Origin of the sequence: Jannaschia sp. GRR-S6-38 (assembly GCF_029853695.1) — a bacterium.
GTDB classification, from domain to species: domain Bacteria; phylum Pseudomonadota; class Alphaproteobacteria; order Rhodobacterales; family Rhodobacteraceae; genus Jannaschia; species Jannaschia ovalis.
The window spans coordinates 1928040-1948032 of record NZ_CP122537.1 but is presented as its reverse complement, the minus strand read 5'-3'; the positions used below and the strand labels follow the sequence as shown (position 1 = coordinate 1948032).

20 protein-coding genes are annotated in these 19993 nt (G+C 69.7%); 14 read left to right on the top strand and 6 right to left on the bottom strand.

Annotation, left to right across the window (positions count from 1 at the left end):
• Positions 1–51 precede the first annotated feature (51 nt).
• A complete protein-coding gene (locus P8627_RS09890; protein WP_279963934.1) occupies positions 52–555 on the bottom strand; it encodes a DUF3576 domain-containing protein in 504 nt (167 codons plus the stop codon).
• A gap of 256 nt (positions 556–811) precedes the next feature.
• Here P8627_RS09890 and P8627_RS09885 point away from each other — a divergent pair, with 256 nt between their 5' ends.
• Together P8627_RS09885 and P8627_RS09880 are read left to right on the top strand one after the other, a co-directional pair.
• The gene (locus P8627_RS09885) at positions 812–2020 is read left to right on the top strand and encodes a porin (RefSeq protein WP_279963933.1); all 1209 of its coding nucleotides are present in this window, start codon (positions 812–814) and stop codon (positions 2018–2020) included.
• 95 nt (positions 2021–2115) lie between these two features.
• Positions 2116–2769: a YggS family pyridoxal phosphate-dependent enzyme gene (locus tag P8627_RS09880; protein WP_279963932.1), complete on the top strand. Its 654-nt coding sequence runs from the start codon at positions 2116–2118 to the stop codon at positions 2767–2769.
• Here P8627_RS09880 and P8627_RS09875 read toward each other — a convergent pair.
• Together P8627_RS09875 and ribA are read right to left on the bottom strand one after the other, a co-directional pair.
• Positions 2766–3248 carry a L,D-transpeptidase family protein gene (locus P8627_RS09875; RefSeq protein WP_279967446.1) on the bottom strand — a complete coding sequence of 161 codons (483 nt, stop codon included), beginning with the start codon at positions 3246–3248 and terminating at the stop codon, positions 2766–2768. The genes P8627_RS09880 and P8627_RS09875 overlap by 4 nt on opposite strands.
• Before the next feature lie 98 nt (positions 3249–3346).
• Positions 3347–4387 carry a GTP cyclohydrolase II gene (gene ribA / locus P8627_RS09870; protein WP_279963931.1) on the bottom strand — a complete coding sequence of 347 codons (1041 nt, stop codon included), beginning with the start codon at positions 4385–4387 and terminating at the stop codon, positions 3347–3349.
• Positions 4388–4547: 160 nt separating this feature from the next.
• Here ribA and P8627_RS09865 point away from each other — a divergent pair, with 160 nt between their 5' ends.
• From P8627_RS09865 to P8627_RS09840, 6 genes are all read left to right on the top strand, one after another.
• A complete protein-coding gene (locus tag P8627_RS09865) occupies positions 4548–5234 on the top strand; it encodes a response regulator transcription factor (protein ID WP_279963930.1) in 687 nt (228 codons plus the stop codon).
• Between the two features lie 228 nt (positions 5235–5462).
• On the top strand, positions 5463–6116 hold the full coding sequence (locus tag P8627_RS09860; protein WP_279963929.1) for a DUF2461 domain-containing protein: 654 nt from the start codon (positions 5463–5465) through the stop codon (positions 6114–6116).
• 72 nt (positions 6117–6188) lie between these two features.
• Positions 6189–6977 (top strand): exodeoxyribonuclease III, encoded by a 789-nt coding sequence (locus P8627_RS09855; protein ID WP_279963928.1) that lies wholly within the window; start codon positions 6189–6191, stop codon positions 6975–6977.
• Positions 6978–7049: 72 nt separating this feature from the next.
• Entirely contained in the window at positions 7050–7964 is a 915-nt protein-coding gene (locus P8627_RS09850) for a co-chaperone YbbN (RefSeq protein WP_279963927.1), read from the top strand.
• A gap of 26 nt (positions 7965–7990) precedes the next feature.
• Entirely contained in the window at positions 7991–8635 is a 645-nt protein-coding gene (locus P8627_RS09845; RefSeq protein ID WP_279963926.1) for an LON peptidase substrate-binding domain-containing protein, read from the top strand.
• A complete protein-coding gene (locus P8627_RS09840; protein WP_279963925.1) occupies positions 8632–8814 on the top strand; it encodes a Trm112 family protein in 183 nt (60 codons plus the stop codon). The genes P8627_RS09845 and P8627_RS09840 overlap by 4 nt, the downstream gene beginning before the upstream one ends.
• A 3-nt stretch (positions 8815–8817) precedes the next feature.
• Here the strand turns inward: P8627_RS09840 and P8627_RS09835 are convergent, their stop codons facing one another.
• Positions 8818–10062 (bottom strand): FAD-dependent monooxygenase, encoded by a 1245-nt coding sequence (locus P8627_RS09835; RefSeq protein WP_407932931.1) that lies wholly within the window; start codon positions 10060–10062, stop codon positions 8818–8820.
• Positions 10063–10109: 47 nt separating this feature from the next.
• On the opposite strand from P8627_RS09835, the gene P8627_RS09830 reads away from it, so the two are divergent.
• The 5 genes from P8627_RS09830 (at position 10110) to P8627_RS09810 (ending at position 17164) form a co-directional block, all read left to right on the top strand.
• Positions 10110–11435, top strand: coding sequence for an amidase (locus P8627_RS09830; protein ID WP_279963923.1), 1326 nt, complete (start codon positions 10110–10112; stop codon positions 11433–11435).
• 110 nt (positions 11436–11545) lie between these two features.
• Positions 11546–12733: an aminotransferase class I/II-fold pyridoxal phosphate-dependent enzyme gene (locus P8627_RS09825; RefSeq protein ID WP_279963922.1), complete on the top strand. Its 1188-nt coding sequence runs from the start codon at positions 11546–11548 to the stop codon at positions 12731–12733.
• 14 nt (positions 12734–12747) lie between these two features.
• Complete coding sequence (locus P8627_RS09820) at positions 12748–15489, top strand: DNA translocase FtsK (protein WP_279963921.1); 2742 nt, start codon at positions 12748–12750, stop codon at positions 15487–15489.
• A 91-nt stretch (positions 15490–15580) separates the two neighbouring features.
• Positions 15581–16459, top strand: coding sequence for a polyphosphate kinase 2 (ppk2, locus tag P8627_RS09815; protein ID WP_279967445.1), 879 nt, complete (start codon positions 15581–15583; stop codon positions 16457–16459).
• Positions 16460–16558: 99 nt separating this feature from the next.
• Complete coding sequence (locus P8627_RS09810; protein WP_279963920.1) at positions 16559–17164, top strand: LolA family protein; 606 nt, start codon at positions 16559–16561, stop codon at positions 17162–17164.
• A gap of 32 nt (positions 17165–17196) precedes the next feature.
• On the opposite strand, the gene P8627_RS09805 is transcribed toward P8627_RS09810, so the two are convergent.
• Positions 17197–18339, bottom strand: coding sequence for an alkane 1-monooxygenase (locus P8627_RS09805; RefSeq protein ID WP_279963919.1), 1143 nt, complete (start codon positions 18337–18339; stop codon positions 17197–17199).
• Positions 18340–18414: 75 nt separating this feature from the next.
• Entirely contained in the window at positions 18415–19419 is a 1005-nt protein-coding gene (locus P8627_RS09800; RefSeq protein ID WP_279963918.1) for an A/G-specific adenine glycosylase, read from the bottom strand.
• Positions 19420–19492: 73 nt separating this feature from the next.
• Between P8627_RS09800 and P8627_RS09795 the strand changes: the two genes are divergently transcribed.
• Positions 19493–19987 (top strand): DUF721 domain-containing protein, encoded by a 495-nt coding sequence (locus P8627_RS09795; RefSeq protein ID WP_279963917.1) that lies wholly within the window; start codon positions 19493–19495, stop codon positions 19985–19987.
• Positions 19988–19993 lie beyond the last annotated feature (6 nt).

The window sequence follows — 19993 nt, the reverse complement described above, 5'->3', positions numbered from 1 at the left end:
CGGGATCCGGCCGCGCGGGCCGGTCGGAACAAAAGGTCGTCGGGCGCGCGCTTACAGCGTGCTGTCGCGGATGCGAAGCTGGCGCGCGCGAGTCAGGATCGCGTCTTCGATGGCGCGTTGCGTCTCGCGGCTGACGGGTCCGCCGCGGGTGCGGAGCGCGACGTTCAGGCTGCGGGCGTCCAGCGCGGGGTCCTGGACGTAGACGGTGGCCTGGTAGGCGCGGCCGCCGCCCGGGGGCGTGCCGTAGCCGAACTGGATGATCCCCGAGAAGGGATCGGCATTGGCGACCGGCATGAAGGACAGAACGTCCAGCGAGGCGGCCCAGAGATAGCGGTTCACCTCGAGCGTGACGTTCGGGTCGTCGTTCACCTCGAACAGGTCGAACACCGAGGATTGCCGCGAATTGGCGCGCCGAGCGCGCAGTTCGGCGGTCGGGTTGCTCTGGTTGGCGATCCGGGTGTCGCGGTCTTGCCCGAAGATCGATCCGCCGCAGCCCCCCAGGAGCGTCACGAGCGCCAGCCCCCCGATGGCCGTGATTGCGGTTGTGCGCGGCATCCTGCGTCCCCCTGTGATCCTGCGCAGATGCCTAGCCCATTCGCCCGCTTGCGAACAAGCCCGCGCGCGCGCCGCACGCCCGGGCTCGCGGGCACGGCGGGGCCGGGAAAGCACTGTTGCGCCCTTGCACCATGGCCGGGGGCAAAACCCGTGGCGGTGCAGGGGCTTCCTTGCGGCAACATGCGGGATGTTGGAAATGCTCCCTACGCCCAACGCGATTCCCGTGGTGGGGACGAACTTCTAACGAGGGAAAACTATGAAAAAAGTTCTCTTTGCTTCGACCGCGCTGGTTGCCCTGACGGGCGCTGCCTCGGCCGACGTCACCCTCTCGGGCTTCGCCGAGATGGGTATCTTCGATCCGGGTGGCTTCGTCGTTGTTGACGCTGTTACCGCGGGCGGCACGACCGTCGTCACCGGTGGCTCGATCTCGGAGGCCGAAACCGACATCGGCTTCTTCACCGATATCGGCGTGACGTTCACCCTGTCCGGCGAAACCGACAACGGCCTCGTCTTTGGCGCTTCCATCGGCCTCGAAGAAGCTCAGGACGGTATCGCCAACGACGTCGAGGACGACTTCTCGGTCTTCCTCTCGGGCGCCTTCGGCACCCTGACGATGGGCGACACCGACGGCGCGCTCGACTGGGCCCTGACCGAGGTGGCCTTCGCCGCTGGCGCCATCGCCGACGACCACACCGAGCATGCTGGCTACAACGGCAACTCGGGCCTCGACGGCCTGTATGATGGCCAGATCGTCCGCTACGACTATTCCTTCGGCAACTTCGGCTTCGCCATCTCGGCCGAGCTGAACGACTCGCAGGACACGTTTGCTACCGCGACGACCGGCGACGGCTTCTTCAGCCCGCGTGACAACGACGATGTCTTCGGCATCGGCTTCAAGTATGACACGTCCTTCGGTGGCACTGACTTGGCTTTCGGCCTGGGTTACCAGATGGCGTCGATCTACTTCGACGACGACTCGGATAGCGGTCCGAACGCTGCTCAGGACATCGACGTGGACGCGCTGGGCGCCTCGGTTACCGCCACCTTCGCCAACGGCTTCACCGCTGGCCTGAGCTATGTGACCTACGAAAACCATCTTCCGGTTCAGGGCGCGAATGTCGCTGCTTTCGCTGGCGGTGATCTTCCGAGCGCCGGTGTCGTCGGTGGTCGTTTCCTCACCCCCGGCGAAGATACCGATCATATCGGCGTCGGCATCGGCTACTCCTTCGGTGCGTTCTCGGTCGGCGTGAACTATGGTCAGTATGACCATGACGCCGGTGTCGAGATCGAGGGTTACGGCATTGCCGCCAACTACGATCTGGGCGGTGGTGCGATTATCCAGGCCGGCTACGGTCACTCGGATATCTCGATCCCCGACCTCGATGGCGACCCGCTCGACACCACTTTCGACGCGGACTCGGCCGACGCCGACCGCTTCTCGCTGGGCGTTCGCATGAACTTCTGATCCACCCGGATCGGATCTCAGTCGAAGGGCGGGCCTTGTGCCCGCCCTTCTTCGTTTGGCATGACCGGGGCCTCCGCCAGTCCCGAGGTGCCGCCTTGTCCCTGCCCGACATCACCGCCCGCATCGAAGCTGCCTGCGACCGCGCCGGGCGGTCGCCCGCCGAGGTGACGCTGATCGCCGTCTCGAAGGTCCAGCCGCCCGACCGCGTCGAGGCGGTGTTGCAGGCCGGCCACCGCGTCTTCGGCGAGAACCGCGTGCAGGAGGCGCAGGGCAAGTGGCCCGACTGGATGGCGCGCTACAAGGGTATCGAGCTGCACCTGCTGGGGCCGCTGCAATCCAACAAGGTGCGCCCGGCGCTGGAGCTGTTTCACGCCATCCACTCGGTCGACCGCCCCAAGATCGCGCGCCGCATCGCCGATATCGCGCAGGAGATCGGGCAGTGCCCGCAGCTCTTCCTGCAGGTCAACACCGGCGCGGAGGCGCAGAAGGCCGGCATCCTGCCCGCCGAGGCCGACGCCTTCATCCGCGAGGTCCGCGCGATGGACCTGCCCGTCGCGGGGCTGATGTGCATCCCGCCGGTGGACGAGACCCCCAGCCTGCATTTCGCGCTGCTGGCCAAGATCGCGGAACGCAACGGCCTCGCGGGGCTCAGCATGGGCATGTCCGCCGATTTCGAGGCGGCGATCGCGCTGGGCGCCACGCATGTGCGCGTGGGCTCGGCCATCTTCGGCGAACGGGTGACGGCCTAGCCGCGCACCACCAGCCGCGTCCCGAAACCGATACGCCGGGCCATCCAGCGCAGGTCGCGCGGATCGAGGCCCACGCAGCCCTCGGTCGGGGCGCCCGGCCGCCGCCAGCGATGGATGAAGATCGCGCTGCCCCTCCCGCGTTCGGCGTGCGGCCAGTTCCAGCCGGTCAGGATGACGAGGTCGTAGAGCGGATCGGGCCGCATCAGCCGCTCGGCCGAAGCGTCGAGCGGCGCGCGCGCCATCAGGTTGTAATCCGCGTGGCGCGGGTCGTCGCACCAGAGGTCGCGCGGCCGGATTGGGACGGCCCAATCGGCGGGCCGCGCCATTCGGTCGGGGCGGTAGAGCATGCCGACGATCCGGTGCACCCCCGAGGGCGTCGCGCCGTCGCCCTCGCGCTTGTCGGCGCGCACGCCGCCGCGCCCGACCGTACAGGCCAGCCGCCGTCCCCGGAACCGCAGGCCCGCGGGCGTAACGACCAGATCCTCGGGCCCGGTCTTCCTCTGGCCGGACGGAGCGGCCTCGGAGCCCGCCCCTGTCGCCGCCCCCCGGGCGAGCCAGCCGGGCTGGCGCGCGCCCGTCACTCCAGATGCCCCGACTTGCGCCGCTTTACGTCCAGATAGGCCGCGTTCTCGGGAGTCAGGCCGACATGAAGCGGAACGCGCTCGGCGACCGCGATCCCCTGCCCCTCCATCATCTGCAGCTTGCGGGGATTGTTGGTCATCAGCCGGACGGACCCGATCCCCATCCGCCGCAGCAGCGCGGCGCCGATGCGGAAATCGCGCTCGTCATCCTCGAAGCCCAACCGGTGATTGGCCTCGACCGTGTCGAAGCCCTGATCCTGCAGGTCGTAGGCGCGCATCTTGTTGGCGAGCCCGATGCCCCGCCCCTCTTGGTTGAGATAGAGCAGCATCCCGCCCCCGGCCCCCGCCATCGCCGCCATCGCGGCATGCAGCTGCGGGCCGCAATCACATTTGAGCGAACCCAGCACGTCGCCGGTGAAACAGGCGGAATGCAGGCGCACCAGGACCGGGGCCGCGCGATCGACGCGGCCGATCTCGATGGCGTAATGCTCCTCCCCGGCCAGCCCCTCGCGAAAGACATGGACGCGGCCGGCGCGGTGCACGGCAAGCGGCACGCGCGCGGCGGCCACCTCGTCGGGCGGCGGCTCAAGCGGCAGGTCGGCGGGCAGCACCGTGATCCCCGGCGGCGGCGCTGCCGCGACGCCGATCACGGCGGGCAGGAGCTGCGCGGTCTTGGCGAGCGCCACGCCGCGCCGCCACGGGTCCGCGTCGCCGTTCCGCAGGGTCGAGAGCGGCCCCTTCATCGGCATGCGCAGATCGTCCGCCGGGTCGGCCACCGCGCGCAGCCAGGCGGCGTCCGCCCCCTCGGGCACGGCGATACGCGCGATGTCGCCATCATAGGCGCGCGCCTTCAGCGTCGCGGCCCGGCGCCCCGAAACGCCCATCACCAGCGGCCCGGCAGCCCGCATCGCCGCCAGGCGTTCGGGGCGGATCGTCTCGACACTGGCCATCAACCAGTCGCCGATCGCGACCGGCAGCCCCACGCGCAGATCGCCCCGCGCGCGGGCGAGCAATTCGGCGGGCTGCGGCTCGAGCATCGGGACTCCCTGTAACATTGCGCGCGGCGGGCCCGCACGCCGCCTTCACATATGAAACAATTCGCCCCTTGGCGACACGTCGCCGTGAGTCGCGCGCCCGCCATCTTGGCGCGGCGCGGTCCTTGCGACACTTTCGGGGCGAAGAGTTCCGGAGGCGACGATGGCCAATTTGAAAAAGATCCTGCTGGTGGACGACGATGACGACCTGCGCGACGCGCTGGCCGAACAGCTGGTGATGACCGAGGATTTCGACGTGTTCGAAGCCGATAGCGGCGCCACCGGCATGGCCCGCGCGAAGGAGCAGCCCTACGACCTCGTGGTGCTGGATGTGGGCCTGCCCGACACGGACGGGCGCGAGCTGTGCCGCCTGATGCGCAAGCAGGGCGTCAAATGCCCGATCGTGATGCTGACCGGCCACGATACCGATGCGGACACGATCCTCGGGCTCGACGCGGGGGCGAACGACTACATCACCAAGCCGTTCAAGTTTCCCGTGCTTCTGGCGCGGATCCGCGCCCAGCTGCGCACGCATGAGCAGTCTGAGGACGCGATCTTCCAGCTCGGGCCCTACACGTTCAAGCCGGCGCAGAAGATGCTGGTGACCGAGGACGACCGGAAGATCCGTCTGACCGAGAAGGAGACGAACATCCTCAAGTTCCTCTACCGCTCGGGCGACGGCACGGTGGCGCGCGACGTGCTGCTGCACGAGGTCTGGGGCTACAATGCGGGCGTCACCACGCACACGCTGGAGACGCATATCTACCGCCTGCGCCAGAAGATCGAACCCGACCCCTCGAACGCGCGGCTGCTGGTCACCGAGAGCGGGGGCTATCGCCTGATGGCGTGATTCCCGGGCCACAGGCTGGGAAATTCGCGATTGCGTAGTTTTGATTTACCTTACGGAAAGGAATTTCACGCCCTACTCTGAGGATACCGACGCGTTCGCGGTCTATCGGACGCACCTCCCTGTTGGACTGGCCGGGCGTCCGCGTCCGGCCCTTTTTTTGGCCGGACCCAGCGCGCGCTGGCCGCGATGGCGTCGCCGCGCTAGCTTTTCGCCGAAAGGGGACGGCGCATGTCCGACGGGTTCGACGACTGGCTGGATCGCGTTCAGGCCTTCTACGGCGACCTGGCCCGCAACAACACGCGCGACTGGTTCGAGCCGCGCAAGGACGCGTGGAAGCGCGATATCGAAGGACCGGCGAAGCTGCTGGCCGAGATCATGGCCGAGGAGATCGCCCGGATCAGCGGCGATGCGCACCGGCCCAAACTGTTCCGGATCCATCGTGACGTGCGCTTCTCGAAGGACAAATCGCCCTACAAGACGATGCTGGCGATGCTCTGGGCCCCGCCCGGCGGCGGCGAGACCGCGCCCGCCTTCTATTTCGGCGTCGAGCCCGCCGCGACCTTCGTCGGCTGCGGCATGCCCGGGCTGGGGAAGGACGGGCTGGTGCGGTACCGCGCAATGGTCGACGCGCATGGCGACGAATTGGCGGGGCTGATCGCCGCGTCGGGCGGCCGGCTCGCCGATATCGGGCCCGAGCCGCTGAAACGCGTGCCCAAGCCCTATGCGCCCGACCATCCGCATGGCGATCTGCTGCGCCGCAAGGCGCTCGCGCTGGGGCTGCCCCTGCCGGATGACTGGCGCGATGCGGGGCTGGTGCCCGCGTTGACCGCGCGGATCGAACGGCTTCTGCCGTTCCGCGACCTGCTGGTGCGACAGCTCTGACGGGCGGGGGTGGTCCCCGCCCCCGCCGCCGGGCTAGGTGTGCCGACCACGCCACGTCGGAGCCCGCTGCCCATGTCCTTCACCCTCGCCACCTGGAACATCAACTCGGTCCGTCTGCGCGAGGATCTGGTCGCCCGCCTGCTGGAGGAGGAGGCGCCGGACATCCTGTGCCTGCAGGAATGCAAATCGCCGGTCGAGAAGATCCCCACGGCCGCGTTCGAGGCGCTGGGCTACAAGTGGCGCGTGGCGCGCGGGCAGAAGGGCTATAACGGCGTCGCGATCCTGTCGAAGCTGCCGCTGGAGGAAGCAGGCGCCGAGGATCACGCCGATCTCGGCCATGCCCGCCACGTCGCCGGCCGGCTCGAGAACGGCGTGACGATCCACAATTTCTACGTGCCGGCCGGCGGCGACATTCCCGACCGCGCGGAGAACGTGAAATTCGGCCAGAAGCTCGACTACCTCGCCTCGATGCGGGACGCCTTTCACGGCGCGCGTCCCGAGAAGTCGATCCTTGTCGGCGACCTAAACATCGCCCCGCGCGAGGACGACGTCTGGTCGCACAAGCAGCTTCTCAAGGTCGTCAGCCACACGCCGATCGAGGTCGAGGCGCTGGGCAAGACGCAGGAGGCCGGGCGCTGGGTCGACATCACGCGCAAGGACATCCCCGAGGGGCAGCTCTATTCCTGGTGGTCCTACCGCGCGCGCGACTGGGACGCGGCCGACAAGGGCCGCCGTCTCGATCACGTCTGGGCCACGCCGGACATCGCCAACGCGGCGCATTCCAGCCGCGTACTGCGCCATGTGCGCGGCTGGGAAAAGCCCTCGGACCACGCCCCGGTTCTCGCGACCTTCGACCTCTGAGCCGACGGGCCACCTTGGAAACCGACGCGCCCGCGCGCATATAGCGCCCGACGCCAAACGGGAGACGCCGCCATGATCGAACTGGGCCAGCCGCAAACCGCCCCCGACGCGGACCTCATCAAGGACGTGACCGAGGCCGACTTCATGGCCGACGTGGTCGAGGCCAGCCAGACGGTCCCGGTCATCGTGGATTTCTGGGCGCCCTGGTGCGGCCCCTGCAAGACGCTGGGTCCGCAGCTGGAAGCCGCCGTCACCGCCGCCAAGGGCCGCGTGAAGATGGCCAAGGTCGATGTCGACCAGGCCCAGCAGATCGCCGCACAGCTGCGCATCCAGTCGATCCCGACCGTCTATGCCTTCTGGCAGGGCCAGCCGGTCGACGGCTTCCAGGGCGCGATCAGCCAGGCCGAGGTGAAGGCCTTCGTGGACCGCATCGCCGCGATGGGCGGCGCGGGCGAGGACGAGGGGCTGGCCGAGGCCATCGCCGCCGCCGAGGAGATGCTGAGCGAGGGTGCGGCCGTCGACGCGGCGCAGACCTTCGGCGCGATCCTGGGCGAAGATCCCGAGAACGCCGCCGCGCTGGGCGGGCTGATCCGCGCGCATGTCGCGCTGGGCGAGCTGGACCAGGCGCAGTCGATGGTCGACACCGCCCCGGACGCCGTCGCCGGCACCGCGGAGATCGAGGCCGCGGCGGCGCAGATCGCGCTGGCCCGTCAGGCCGAAGCGGCGGGCCCCGTCACCGATTTGACCGCCGCCGTCGAGGCCGATCCCGACGATCACCAGGCCCGCTTCGACCTCGCGACCGCGTTGCAGGCGCAGGGCGACACCGAGGCGGCCATCGAGCAGCTGCTGGAGCTGTTCCGCCGCGACCGCGAGTGGAACGACGGCGCCGCGCGGACCCAGCTCTTCATGATCTTCGACGCGGCCGGGCCCAAGGATCCGGCCGTTCTGAAAGGCCGCCGGAAGCTTTCGTCGATGATCTTTGCCTGACGGATCGGGCGGGCTACCTGCGGATGATGTATCGCGCCTCAGACCTGCCCGAGACCCTCGCCGTCTTCCCCCTGCCGGGTGCGCTGCTCCTGCCGCGCTCGCGCCTGCCGCTGCACATCTTCGAGCCGCGCTACCTGCAGATGATCGACGATTGCCTCAAGTCCGAGCATCGTCTCATCGGCATGGTCCAGCCGCGGGCGCAGAAGGGATCCGACGGGCGGGCCTTGCAGTCGATCGGCTGCGCGGGGCGGCTGACGCAGCTCAGCGAGACCGAGGATCGGCGCTACATGATCACGCTCTCGGGCGTGTCGCGCTTCCGGATCATGCGCGAGATCTCGGGCTTCGAGCCCTATCTGAAAGCCGACGTGACCTGGACCGGGTTCGAGCGGGATCTCGGCCGGGTTGAGTCCGATACCGGCTTCGATCGCCCGGCCTTCCTGGACCTGCTGCGCCGCTATTTCGAGGACCAGGAGCTGTCGACCGATTGGGACAGCCTGAAGGATGCCGACGAGGAGTTGCTGATCAACTCGCTCTCGATGCTCTGCCCCTTCGATCCCGAGGAGAAGCAGGCGCTGCTTGAGGCGCCGTCGCTGGCCACGCGCCGCGAGACGGTGGTGACGCTGATGGAATTCGCCCTGCGCGGCAATTCCGGCGAGGAGACGCTGCAATGACCGACGCGCCCGAACACGACCGCCGGATGCTGGAGGCGCTGGTCTGCCCGCAAACCCATGGCCCGCTCAGCTACGACGCCGAGAAGCAGGAATTGGTGTCGAAATCGGCGGGGCTTGCCTATCCGATCCGCGGCGGCATCCCGATCATGCTGGCCGACGAGGCCCGGCGCCTCGACTGACCGTCAGCCGCGCATCAGCCGCGGCAGGTCGCCCGAGATCCCGGCCGCCTCGCGGATGAAGCGTTTGCGCAGGCCCGGCAGCGCCGAGATCGCTCCCATCCCAAGGTCGCGTCCGAGGCGGAGCAGCGGGTTGTCATTCGAGAAAAGCCGGTTCACCGCGTCGGTGGCGAACCCCATCGCCGCCGTGTCGAAACGGCGCCAGCGCTGGTAGCGGGCCAGCACGTCGGGCGCGCCGATATCCTCGCCCCGCCGGCGGGCGTCGCCCAGCACATGCGCCAGCGCGGCCACGTCTTTCACCCCGAGGTTCAGGCCCTGCCCCGCGATGGGATGGATGCCATGCGCCGCATCCCCCACCAGCGCGACGCGATCCGCCGCGAAGTCGCGCGCGAGCGTCAGGTCCAGCGGATAGGTCCCGCGCGCGCCGACGAGGCGGAAATCGCCGAGGAAGCTGCCGATCCGGGGGCGGAGCGCGTCCAGATACGCCGCCTCGTCCAGCGCGGCCAGCTCGGCCGCGACCTCGGGCGTCTCGGTCCAGACGAGGCTGGCGCGATTGCCGCGCAGCGGCAGGATCGCCAGCGGGCCGGGCGGCATGAAGAACTGATGCGCGATGCCGTGATGCGGCTTGTCGTGTTCGATCGCGCAGACCAGCGCGGTCTGGCCGTATTCCTTGCGCGCGCGCGTGATGCCCGCGCGCTCGGCCACACCGCTGCCGCGCCCGTCGCAACCCAGAAGAAGCCGGCCGGTCAGCGTCGCACCGGCCGCCTCGACGGTGATGGTGGGCCCGTTCGCGGCCTGGGCCGTGACGGTAACCCCGAAGCGCATCTCGATCTTCGGCTCGGCGTCGCAGGCGGCCAAAAGGACGGGGCGCAGATGCCGGTCCTCGACCATCTGACCCATGAACGCCTCGCCGATATCGGCCGCGTCGAAGGCGAGGTGCAGGGGCGAAGCGCCTTCCCCCGCGCGCCCGTCGCTGGCGCGGATGCCGGTGATCGGCTGGGCGTCGGCCTCGAGCCTCTCCCAGAGCCCCAGCGCGCGGAGCGCCCGCACCGAGCCCAGCGCCATCGCGTAGGAACGGCCGTCGAAATCGCCGGCTTCGAAGGCGTCGCGGTCGCGCGCGTCCAGCACGATGCTGCGCAGTCCGGCATCGGCCAGCGCGAGCGCGGTCAGCGGCCCGGTCAGCCCGCCGCCGACGATGATCACATCCGTATCCATGGCCTCCCATATGCGCGGGCGCGCGGCATTGTCCAACGCCGTCCCGCGCAATAGCGTGGCGCGAAATCGACGCGGGGGACGAGATGCAGGACTGGCTTTGGATGACCGGCGGCGCGCTGGGCCGCGGCATCGCCGCGGGCGAGATCGACCCGCGCGAGCTCTGCGAGACCTATCTCGCCGCGATCGACGCCAGCCCGCATTGCGACGTGATCTTCACCACCACAACGCCCGACCGCGCCCGGGCCGAGGCCGAGGCCGCCGCCGCGCGCGCCCGCGAAGGGCTGCGGCGCGGGCCGCTGGACGGCGTGCCGATCAGCTGGAAGGACCTGTTCGACAGCGCGGGCGTCGCGACCGAGGCGGGCACGGCGCTGCTCAAGGGCCGGGTGCCGCAGGACGACGCCGTCGTCCTGGCCACCGCGACGCTGGGCGGGTCGGTCTGCCTGGGCAAGACGCATATGTCCGAGCTGGCCTTCTCGGGCCTCGGGCTGAACCCGATCACGGCGACGCCGCCCAACCGCAACGACCCGAAGCTCGTGCCCGGGGGGTCGTCCTCGGGCGCGGCGGCCTCGGTGGCCTTCGGGCTGGCGCCCATCGGGATCGGGTCCGACACCGGCGGATCGGTGCGCAACCCGGCCGCCTGGAACGACCTGGTGGGGCTGAAGACCTCGCTCGGTCGCCTGCCGGTGGCGGGCACGGTCCCGCTGGTCGAGAGCATGGACACGATCGGCCCGCTGACGCGCAGCGTCGAGGACGCGGCCCTGGCGCTGGCCCTGCTGGACGGCGGGCGGCCCGCGGAACTGGCGGGCGCGACGCTGAAGGGCCGGCGGTTCCTCGTCCTCGCCGATTACCACGACAGCAGCCGCGACGCCCCGCGGGCGGCCTTCAAGCATGCCGTCGACCGCTTCCGCGACGCCGGGGCCACGATCGAGCGCGACGCGCTCGAACCGGTCGCAACCGCGATGGACCTGACGCCGCTTCTCTTTGCGCCGGAAGCCTACGCGATCTGGCGGGATGTCATCGAGGCCGCGCCGCACAAGATGTTCCCGCAGATCCTGGAGCGCTTCCGCGGCGGGCGCGACGCGACCGGGGCCGACGTGTTGGCCGCCTACCGCACGCGGGCCGCCGCGCAGGCCGAGTTCCTGCGCCAGACGGCCGGATACGACGCCGTCCTGCTGCCGAGCTCGGCCATCCTGCCGCCCGATCGCGAGCGGCTCTTGAAGGATGCCGAATACTACGTGTCCGAGAACCTGATGGCGCTGCGCAACACCCGGGTGGGCAATGTGCTGGGCCTGTGCGGGCTGACGCTGCCGACGGGCGTGCCCTCCTGCGGGGCGATGGCGCTCTGCCCGCCGGGGCAGGAAGAGCGGCTGCTGCGCCTCGGCGCGGCGATGGAGGCCGCCCTGACCTGAAAGCCACACCGCCCTGACGGGCCTCGCCTTTTCGTTGGACCCCGCACGCGCCCTCGGGCTATCGTGCCCGCTGACGGGGCCGTCAGAGCACCCGCGCGAGGCATGTTGGCATGAACGATCCAGAGCGGTTCTCCGCGCTGCCGGAATACGCGTTTCCCAGGCTTCGTCGCCTGATCGGAGAACGTGCGCCCGGCCGCGAGCCCGCGATCCAGATGACCATCGGCGATCCGCGCCATCCGCCGCCGGCCTTCGTGGCCGAGGAGGTGGCGCGCCATGCCGCGGCCTTCATGTCCTACCCCCCGAACGAGGGCGCGCCCGAATTGCTGGAGGCCATCGCCGGCTGGCTGGACCGCCGCTTCGGCTGGACCGCCGATCCCGCGACCGACCTGCTGGCGCTGAACGGCACGCGCGAAGGGCTCTACAACGTCGCGATGGCGCTCTGCCCCGAGACGAAGAACGGCCAGCGGCCCGTCGTGCTGACGCCGAACCCGTTCTACCAAGTCTATGCCGTGACCGCCTTGGCCGTGGCGGCCGAGCCCGTCTATGTCAACGCCACCGCCGAGACCGGGCATCTCCCCGATTTCGCCGCGCTGGATCCAGCGCTGCTCGACCGCACGGCGCTGGTCTATATCTGCTCGCCCGCCAACCCGCAGGGCGCCTGCGCCTCGATGGCCTATTGGCGCGACCTGCTGGCACTGGCGGAGCGGCACGATTTCATCATCCTCGCCGACGAGTGCTATTCCGAGATCTATTGCGGTACGCCGCCCGTGGGCGTGCTGGAGGCAGTGCGCGAAGTCGGCGCCGATCCAAACCGCGTGGTGGCCTTCCATTCGCTGTCGAAGCGCTCGAACCTGGCCGGGCTGCGGTCGGGCTTCGCCGTCTCCGGGGCCCGGAACATCGCCCGGATGCGCCAGCTGCGCGCTTATTCCGGCGCGCCCCTGCCCCTGCCCTTGCAGATGGCCGCGGCACGCGCCTGGGCCGACGAGGACCATGTCGTGGAGAACCGCGCGCTCTATGCCGCGAAGTTCGACGCCGCGCGCGAAATCCTCGGCAACGCGCATATCCCCGATGCGGGCTTCTTCCTGTGGCTGCCGGTTCCGCCCGCCATCGGCGACGGCGAGGCGGCGGTGCTGAAGCTCTGGACCGAAGCGGGCGTGAAGGTGCTGCCCGGCGCCTACCTGGCCCGCGACACCGAGGCCGGGAATCCCGGCAAGACCTATATCCGCGCGGCCCTGGTCGCGCCCCTGGACGAGACCGTGGACGGGTTGACCCGCCTGCGCGACTGCCTCCGAGACTGAGGAGCGAGACGGACATGGCGTACCAAGTCAGACAGCGCGATCCCCTTCTGGACAGCAACCTGCAGATCAGCCTCGCCCGCCGCGGGCGCGAGGGGCTGGGCGCGCTGATGGTCATCGCCGGCCTGCTGGTCGCGATGATGCTGGGCTCCTACCATCCCGACGACCCGTCCTGGCTGGCGGCGACCGATGCGGCGCCGCGCAACTGGCTGGGCATGGCGGGCGCGACGCTGGCCGCGCCGGTCTACCTGATCGTCGGCTATGGTGGCCTGGGCCTAGCCGCCGGTCTCATCGCCTGGGGCCTGCGCTTCGCGTTGCACCAGGGGTCCGAGCGGGCCCTGCCGCGCGCGCTCTTCGTGATGGGCTGGGTGCCGATCCTGTCGCTCTGGTGCGCGACGATGGTGCCCGGCGCGGGCTGGAGCCACGATTTCGGACTGGGCGGGCTGTTCGGCGACACGCTGCTGGGCGCGCTGCTCACGCTGTTGCCGATCACCGCGACGATCGGCCTGAAGCTCCTGACCGGGATGATCGCCATTCTCGCCGTCCTGAGCGGGGCCTGGGTTCTGGGCTTCACCCGCGACGACCTTCGCAAGGCGGCCCTGCTGTTCCTCGCGGGTCTCGGCAATGCGCTGCACCTCTTCCGCCTCGCCACCGGGTCGGCGGCGCGCGGCGCGGCCGGTGCGACCCTGCGCGGTTCCGCCGCGCTGCGCGAGCGTCGGGCCGTGGAGACGGAGCCCGAGAAGATCTACGAGGACGAGCTCGAGGAGGAGGACGCGCCGCGCCGCGGGCTGATGTCCTGGCTGCCCGCGCTGGGCCGCTCCGAGGCGCGCGACGAACGCCGCCGCGCCGATCCCCTGCTGGCCCATGATCCCGACATGCCCGATGACGACCGCGTGCGCGCGCGCATCGCCAGCGCCGTGCGCACCCGGGTCCGCCGCGCCACCATCTCCGAGGCCCTGCGCCAGCCGCCCGCCACCCCGGCGGCGCGAGCCGAGCCGGTGCTGACCGCCGCCGCGCGGACCGCCGCCCCGGCGGCTATGCCGCAGCCGCAGCAGCCCGATTACTTCACCGAGGCGCCGGATCTCGAGACCGACGCGCTGATCGAAGACGCCGCGCCGGCGCCGGCGCCCGGTCCGAAGACCCTGCACCGCAAGGTCGTCCAGCCCGCCGCGAAGCCCGTGCCGCCGTCCAAGCGCGCGCAGGCCGAAGCCCAGCCGGCGCTGCAATTCGAGGACAATGTCGCGGATTACGAGATGCCGCCGCTGAACCTGCTGGCCGACCCGGCCTCGATCGAGCGCCATCACCTCAGCGACGAGGCGCTCGAGGAGAACGCGCGCATGCTGGAGGCGGTGCTCGACGATTACGGCGTGAAGGGCGAGATCGTCTCGGTCCGCCCGGGCCCCGTCGTCACCATGTACGAGCTGGAGCCCGCGCCGGGCCTGAAGGCCAGCCGCGTCATCGGGCTGGCGGATGACATCGCGCGGTCGATGTCGGCGCTCTCGGCGCGCGTGTCGACGGTGCCGGGCCGCTCGATCATCGGGATCGAGCTGCCCAACGAGCAGCGCGAGAGGGTCGTGCTGCGCGAGATCCTGTCGGCGCGCGATTTCGGCGACGGCAACCAGGCGCTGCCGCTGGCGCTGGGCAAGGATATCGGCGGCGCGCCCATCGTCGCGAACCTCGCCAAGATGCCCCACCTTCTGATCGCGGGCACCACGGGCTCGGGCAAGTCGGTGGCGATCAACACGATGATCCTGTCGCTGCTCTACAAGCTGACGCCGGACGAGTGCCGGATGATCATGATTGACCCCAAGATGCTGGAACTCAGCGTCTATGACGGCATCCCGCACCTGCTGTCGCCCGTCGTCACCGACCCGAAGAAGGCGGTGGTCGCGCTCAAATGGGTCGTGGGCGAGATGGAGGAGCGCTACCGCAAGATGTCGCGCATGGGCGTGCGCAATATCGACGGCTACAACGGGCGGGTGAAGGACGCGCTGGCCAAGGGCGAGCTGTTTTCGCGCACCGTCCAGACCGGCTTCGACGACGAGACGGGCGACCCGATCTTCGAGACCGAGGAGTCGGTGCCCGAGAAGATGCCCTATATCGTCGTCATCGTGGACGAGATGGCCGACCTGATGATGGTCGCCGGCAAGGAGATCGAGGCCTGCATCCAGCGCCTCGCGCAGATGGCCCGGGCGAGCGGCATCCACCTCGTCATGGCGACGCAGCGCCCGTCGGTCGACGTCATCACCGGCACGATCAAGGCGAACTTCCCCACGCGGATCAGCTTCCACGTCACCTCGAAGATCGACAGCCGCACGATCCTGGGCGAGATGGGCGCCGAGCAGCTTCTGGGCATGGGCGACATGCTCTACATGGCGGGCGGCTCCAAGATCACCCGCGTCCACGGGCCCTTCTGCTCCGACGAGGAGGTCGAGGAGATCGTCAACCACCTCAAGAGCTTCGGCCCGCCCGATTACGCCGCATCCGTGCTGGACGGCCCCGACGAGGGGGTGACCTCCGATATCGACGCGGTGCTGGGGCTGGGCGGAAACACTGGCTCGGAGGACGCGCAATACGACGAGGCCGTCGAGATCGTCGCGCGCGACCGCAAATGCTCGACCTCCTACATCCAGCGCAAGCTGGGCATCGGCTACAACAAGGCCGCGCGCCTCGTGGAGCAGATGGAGGAGAACGGCGTCGTCACGCCCGCCAACCATGTCGGCAAGCGCGACATCCTCCTGCCCGACCCGAACGGCTGAGCGCGCCCCGCGTTTGCGTTGACCGAGGTCAAGGCGCGCCCATCGCGGGCCGGGCATCAAGATGGCCGGACCCGAGATGGAGGCGCGCGTCATGAACAAGCAGTCGAAGATCGTCCCGGCCGAGGAGCCGGTCCTGAAGGTCGCGCCCGAGGCCGGGCATTATCCCTATTCCAAGAAGCTGGCACGCGCGCGTTACGAGGCGGAGAAGGCCGCGCTTCAGGTCGAGCTTCTGAAGGTGCAGCATTGGCTGCAGGAGACCGGCCAGAAGGTCGTGATGCTGTTCGAGGGCCGCGACGCGGCCGGCAAGGGCGGCACGATCAAGCGCTTCACCGAGCATCTCAATCCCCGCGCCGCGCGGGTCGTGGCGCTGAACAAGCCCACCGAGGAGGAGCGCGGCCAGTGGTTCTTCCAGCGCTACATCAAGCATCTGCCGACCTCGGGCGAGATCGTTCTCTACGACCGGTCCTGGTACAACCGCGCCGGCGTCGAGCGCGTCATGGGGTTTTGCGAGCCCGACGAGTACCTGGAATTCATGCGCCAGACGCCCGAGTTCGAGCGGATGCTCACGCGCTCGGGCATCCGGCTTTACAAGTACTGGTTCTCGGTCACCCGCCCCGAGCAGCGCCGCCGCTTCGAGAGCCGCAAGACCGATCCGCTCAAGCGCTGGAAGCTCTCGCCGATCGACCGCGCCTCGCTCGACAAGTGGGAGGATTACACCGAGGCGAAGGAGGCGATGTTCTTCTACACCGACACCGCCGACGCGCCCTGGACGGTCATCCTGTCTGACGACAAGAAGCGCGCGCGGTTGGAATGCATGCGCCATTTCCTGTCCAGCTTCGACTATCCCGACCGGGACCCGAAGGTGGCGGTGCCGCCCGATCCGAAGATCGTGCACCACGCCCAGCACATCCTGCACGGGGCGGATCATATCCTCTCGGCCTCGCAGCATCCGGCCAATCGGCGCCGCTGACGCGGGTCGGCGCCTATCGCGGCGCCGTCATCGCATAGCGGCGGGACATCGCGGCAGATCGGCCCTATATCGCAGCCGACCTGATCCCGGAGTCCCTCCATGCGCATCCTCGCGACCTTCGCCCTGACCGCAACGCTCGCCGCCGCCGCCCTGCCCGCGCAGGCCCGGATCTCCGTTCAGGAGATCTCGAACTACCTGAATTCCTTCCGCTCGGCGCAGGCGGAATTCACGCAGGTCAATGCCGACGGCTCGATCTCGACCGGCGACCTGACGCTGCGCCGCCCGGGGCGTGCGCGGTTCGATTACGACGCGCCCAATCGCGGGCTGGTGATCGCCGGCGGCGGCCAGGTCGCGGTCTTCGACCCCGTCTCGAACACCGCGCCGGAGCAGTACCCGCTGTCGCAGACGCCCTTGAACCTGATCCTCGAGGAACAGGTGAATCTCGGCCGCTCGGGCATGGTGGTGCGCCACGAGGGCGACGACACGCAGACCGCCGTCACGCTGCAGGATCCGGCCAACCCGCAATACGGCAACATCCAGCTGGTCTTCACGCCCGCGCCCGTCACGCTGCGCCAATGGGTAATCACCGACGAGGGCGGCTCGCAGACGACGGTGATCCTGGGCGACATGCAGACCGACGTCTCGACGGGCGGCGGGCTGTTCAACATCCCGCTCGAGATGCAGCGGCGCGGCCTGTCGAACTGACCGCGCGGGCGCCGCTTCGGGCGGCGCCCCCGCTAGCGCGGCAGCGGGTTGCTGGCGGTCTTGTAGGCGGACCAATCCGCGATATCGGGATAATGCTTGCGCCGCCATTCCCGCACCCGCGGGTTCATCATCCGCCGCCAGACGGGCGGCACCATCGCCGCCGCGGTCATCACCGGATAGCCCGCGGGCAGCTGCGGCGCCTCGTCATCGCCATAGGTCTGCAGCAACGGGAAGGGGCGGTCGGGCTTGTAGTGATGGTCGGAATGGCGCTGCAGGTTGATCAGCAGCCAGTTCGACGCCTTCTGCGCCGAGTTCCAGGAGTGATGCGGCCGCACGGGTTCGTATTTGCCGTCGCCCAGATGGCGGCGGGTGAGGCCGTAATGCTCGACATAATTGACCAGCTCGAGCTGCCAGATCGCGGTGAAGGCCTGCACGAGGAACAGCACCAGCCCCAGCCAGCCGCCCAGGGCCATGGCCAGCGCCAGCATCCCGCCCTGCAGCGCGGCATAGCGCCAGAAGGGATTGCTCCGGTGCCAGGCGGGCAGCTTGCGGCGCGCCAGCATGTCCCGCTCCGCGCCCAGCGCGGAGGTCAGGCATTGCCACAGGACGCGTGGGAAGAAGCGGTGAAAGCCCTCGTTGTAGCGCGCCGTCACCGGATCGCGGGGCGTGGCGACGTAGCGGTGATGCACCAGGAGATGCTCGGACCGGAAATGCGAGTAGAGCACCATCGAGAGCAGGATGTCCCCCAGCCAGCGATCCAGCCGCGGCTTCTGGTGCATGAGTTCGTGGCTGTAATTGATGCCGATCGTGCCGCAGACCACGCCCACGCCGAAGAACAGCCCCCAAAGCGCCAGCGGCGTCAGGTGATCGGCGCGGGTGGCGTAGAAGATCAGGCCGAACAGCGTGACGAATTGCATGGGCGCCCAGATCAGCGTGATCGCGCGGTACCAGCCCAGGCCGTCGCGGCGGTTCGGATCGGCGTTGCGCTCCTCCTCGCCCGTGAGCAGGTCCAGCGCGGAATAGCCCAGCCAGGCATAGGCCGGCACCAGCAGCACCCAGGCCCCGCCCAGGACGGCGCCCAGCCAGATCACCGGCACCATGGTCAGCGAAAGCCAGAAGGGCAGCGCGGCCCAGGGCCTGCGCAGGGCCGCGTCCGGGTAGGCGGTGATGGTCATGCGTCGCGTCCTCGGATCGTCGTCGCGCGAGCTTACCGCAAGCGCGAAACCCGGCCAATGCGGCGGATGGAAACGCTACGTCGCCAGCGCGTGGGCCTTGCGGAACAGGGTGGGCAGCGCGTCGGGGTCGAGCGGGGCATAGGCGCCGCGATCGGGGTTCCCGGGCTGGTCGGTGTGATGGACCGTCAGCGTGAGCTGGAAATGCGTGAAGCCGTGCCGCACCTCGCCCAGCTCGCGCCAGGGCGCCTCGAAGGGGGGTGCGGGATCGGGCGCGTCGGACCAGTCGGAGGTCGGAAAGCCCAGCGTGCCGCCCAGCATACCGCGCCCGGGCCGCGTCTCGATCAGCCAGAGCTCGCCCTGCCGCGCGATGTAGAGATGCCCGCGCCGTTCGGGCCGGGGCGCCTTCGGCGTCTTGCGCGGCAGGTCGGGCGCGATGCCGGCGATCCGGGCGCCGCAATCCTCGGCGAGCGGGCACAGCATGCAGGACGGAGATCGCGGCGTGCAGATCGTGGCGCCCAGATCCATCATCGCCTGCGCGAAATCGCCCGGCCGGACCGCGGGTGTGATCGCGTCGGTCGCGGCGCGGATCGCGGGCTTGGCGGCCGGCAGCGGCGTCTCGATCGCCTCGAGGCGAGTCACCACCCGCTCTACGTTGCCATCGACCACCACGGCGCGGCGGTCGAAGGCGATCGCCGCGATTGCGGCGGCCGTGTAGGGCCCGATGCCCGGCAGCTTCAGCAGCGCCGGCTCGGTGTCGGGGAACGCACCGTCCAGCTCGTTCGACACGACCCGGGCGCAGGCCAGAAGGTTGCGGGCGCGGGCGTAATAGCCGAGCCCGGCCCATGCGGCCATGACCTCGGCATCCTCGGCGGCGGCCAGGGCGTGCACATCCGGCCAGATCGCGGTGAAGCGCGCGAAATAGTCCTTTACCGCCGCCACCGTCGTCTGCTGCAGCATCACCTCCGACAGCCAGATGCGGTAGGGGTCGGGCCGCGCGCTTGATGCGGGCGGCACCCGCCATGGCAGGTCGCGGGCATGAACGTCGTACCAGTCGAGAAGCCGCGCCGATCTTTCACGCATTGGTGACCCAATCCCCTGTTTCGCGTCCCGATTCCCCATGTAGGGTAGCGGGCGACAGGAGGAACCGCGACCGATGGCACAGCATCGCAAAGGCCCCCGCCGCGTTTCGACGCTGGTGGCGCGCGACATCGGCCGGATGGGCGAGTCGCGCGGCTTTTCCGAGACGCGGCTGCTGACCCATTGGGCCGAGATCGCCGGTCCCGACGTGGCCGCGATCAGCCGCCCGGTCAAGGTGGCCTTCCCGCGGGGCGGCATCGGTGCGGTCCTGACGCTTCTGACGACGGGCGCGCAGGCCCCGATGCTGGAGATGAAGCTGCCCGCGCTCCGCGAGAAAGTGAACGCCTGTTACGGCTACAACGCCATCAGCCGCATCGCGATCACCCAGACCGCGCCCACCGGCTTCGCCGAGGGCCAGGCCGCCTTCACGCCGAAACCGAAGCCCAAGCCCGCCCCCGACCCCGCCCTGCGCGACGCCGCGCGGAAGACGGCGGCGGGCGTATCGGATGACGGGCTCCGGTCATCGCTTGAACGGCTGGCAGAGAACATCATATCGAGACCGCGCGGCTGAGCCGCG